General features: G+C 62.4%; 1 protein-coding gene and 1 pseudogene. Both read right to left on the minus strand.

Features of this window, described 5'->3' with window-relative positions; genetic code table 11:
* A pseudogene (locus VB712_RS13975) lies at nucleotides 1–704 on the minus strand (hypothetical protein); the annotation flags it as partial.
* The gene (locus VB712_RS13980; RefSeq protein ID WP_323255733.1) at nucleotides 679–1,743 is read right to left on the minus strand and encodes a glycosyltransferase family 2 protein; all 1,065 of its coding nucleotides are present in this window, start codon (nucleotides 1,741–1,743) and stop codon (nucleotides 679–681) included. The gene VB712_RS13980 and the pseudogene VB712_RS13975, both read right to left, overlap by 26 nt.
* Nucleotides 1,744–2,364: the final 621 nt, after the last annotated feature.

The raw sequence follows: 2,364 nt of genomic DNA on the forward strand, positions 1-2,364 counted from the left end.
TTGAGCCCGGGCGCCGGAAAGCGCCGGTCGGCATCGGTCAGCATGGCAATGGTGAGCGTCAGATAGCCCTGGTCCATCCCGCCATATTCATCGAACCAGCCTTCGGCCGATTGCCAGCCCATCAGCCGCTTGGCGCGTGCCTCCATCAACCCCTGCCATTCGTCGCCGAACTTCTCGGCAAGCCGCGCAAGGCACGCGATAATCAGCGCCTCGTGATTGGACAGTCGCCCGCTTTCCTCATGCCCCGCCAGCCAGCGCGCGCGCTTGGCAAGGAAGGGCGCGATCTCGGCGTCCTCCCACAAGTCGAACATTTCCGCCGCCTCAAGACAGGCGAACAGCGAAAACGCCGCCGCGCCCGAGGCGCGTTCAAACGGGTAATAATCGTCGCAGGAGCCATCTGGATGGGCCGAGCGCGCGGCAAAGCGCACGCCCGCGATTGCCCAGCGGCGCAGTTCGCTTTGCTGGTAATAGGGGCTGCCCGGGATCGGCAGGCTATAGGCCAGCGCCAGCGGCAGCAGAAACGTCTGCGTGATGCCGCAGGGAAAATCGCTGGTGCGCATGTGCCAGTAGCCGCGATCAAAGCACCCGAAAGTCGGGCTGATCGGGCTGCGGTCCTGCAGCATCAACAGCTTGGGGATATGGGAGAGCGCCTCGGCTGCGAGCAAAGCGCGCCCGCCTTCAGGGCTGTTCGTCGTCACCGGCATCATCCAGCTCGACCCGCGGCGGCAGTGCCGCCTTGCGCAGGCGATACTGGATATCCTGAAGCAAGCGCCGGTTGATCGCCATCTGCTCGCCCGTGATCGCCGCCACCCACAGCATCACCGCCGTGAGCAGCATACCGGCCGCCGCCACCAAGCTTGGCACGTGCGAGCGATCCGTCCCGTCGATCGTCAGCCATAGCCAGCGACCAATCAGGATAAGGCCCGCGATAAGCAGCGGCAGGCTCAGGCGGAACAGAAACTTGCCCGGCGCATAAACCAGCGCAGTCCGCAAAATCGATTTGGACGAGCGCCAGATATATTGCGGGATCGACCGGATCAGCCGCGAGGGCCGGGTTTCACCATTGACGCCGATCGGCACCGAGACAATGCGGATGCCCGAAAGGCCCGACTGTACGATGGTTTCCAGCGTGTAGGTGTAACTGTCAAAGCTGTTCAGCCGCAGCGCCGCATCGCGCGAAATCGCCCGAAAGCCGCTTGGTGCATCGCGCACCGTGGTCTGCGAAGCCATCCGCACCACCGCGCTGCCCAGCAGTTGCAGCAGGCGCTTGAGGTAGGAGAAATGCGCAATGGTGGTGATCGGGCGATCACCGATAACGAATTCGGCGCGGCGTTCCAGAATGGGCGCGATCAGGCGCGGAATGTCATTGGCGTTATATTGATTGTCGGCATCGAGGTTGACGATGATGTCCGCGCCCTTGGCCAGCGCGTTTTCCAGACCAGCCATGAAAGCGTGCGAGAGCCCCTTGTTAACCGGCACATCGACAATGTGATCGACACCGAGCGCGCGGGCGACCTCGACGGTGCGATCGGTGCTGCCATCATTGATGATCTGCACCTCGATCTTGTCCACCCCCGGAATATCGCGCGGCAGGGCCGCGAGGGTTTCGGGGAGCGTTTCCTCCTCGTTGTAGCAGGGGATCTGGATCACCAGCCGCAAGGGCGCAGGGCGCGGGTGCACCACCACGATCTTGGCCTGCGAGCCGCGCGGCCGGCGCGGTGATGAGGGTTTTGCAACAGTCATACGTGTCTCCGAGCGCGGCCCCCCTATGCGGCCAAGGCCGCGCGCACAAGGCGCAATGCGCGCCCGCCTGTCATTACGCGCGGCAATCGCGGCGAGATGAACACGGTCTCGGCGGGACGTTCAATCCTTTTTCTGCGCAGCTTCGCAGATATGATGCAATCATATTAACCTTTGCATCCAATCGGCGAAACAAAGTGTTGCAAACGCGTGACAGATGTGACGGAAACTTACAATCAATCCGCCCTTTGCGCGCATTGCGCTTGTTGCAGTCCAGACAACATGCAAGGGGACAAACTTGTGCTGCGCGACGCTTGGGGGCCTCAGGCACAGCACACCAAATCGAAGGATGCGCAAAACGCCTTGGCTGCGTTTTGTAGCTCCCGATGCAGGATGAACAAAACCAGACCCAGCTGCTTGCCGCAGCGCGCAGGGGCGCGCGCTGTGTGGTGAGACAGACTGCCAGAGCCAGATCAAACCGCCGCCGTCCGGAGGCGGGTTCACATTCGTTGTAGATACTGAAACCAGGGGAAACTCGATGCGTCTTTCACCAACCGTTCTTCATTCCGCCTCGCTGATCGCAACCGCCGCAGCGATGCTGGGCGTGGCCGCTGCGCCTGCTCA

The organism is Spirulina sp. CCNP1310 (assembly GCF_034932185.1).
Taxonomy (GTDB): domain Bacteria; phylum Cyanobacteriota; class Cyanobacteriia; order Cyanobacteriales; family Spirulinaceae; genus Spirulina.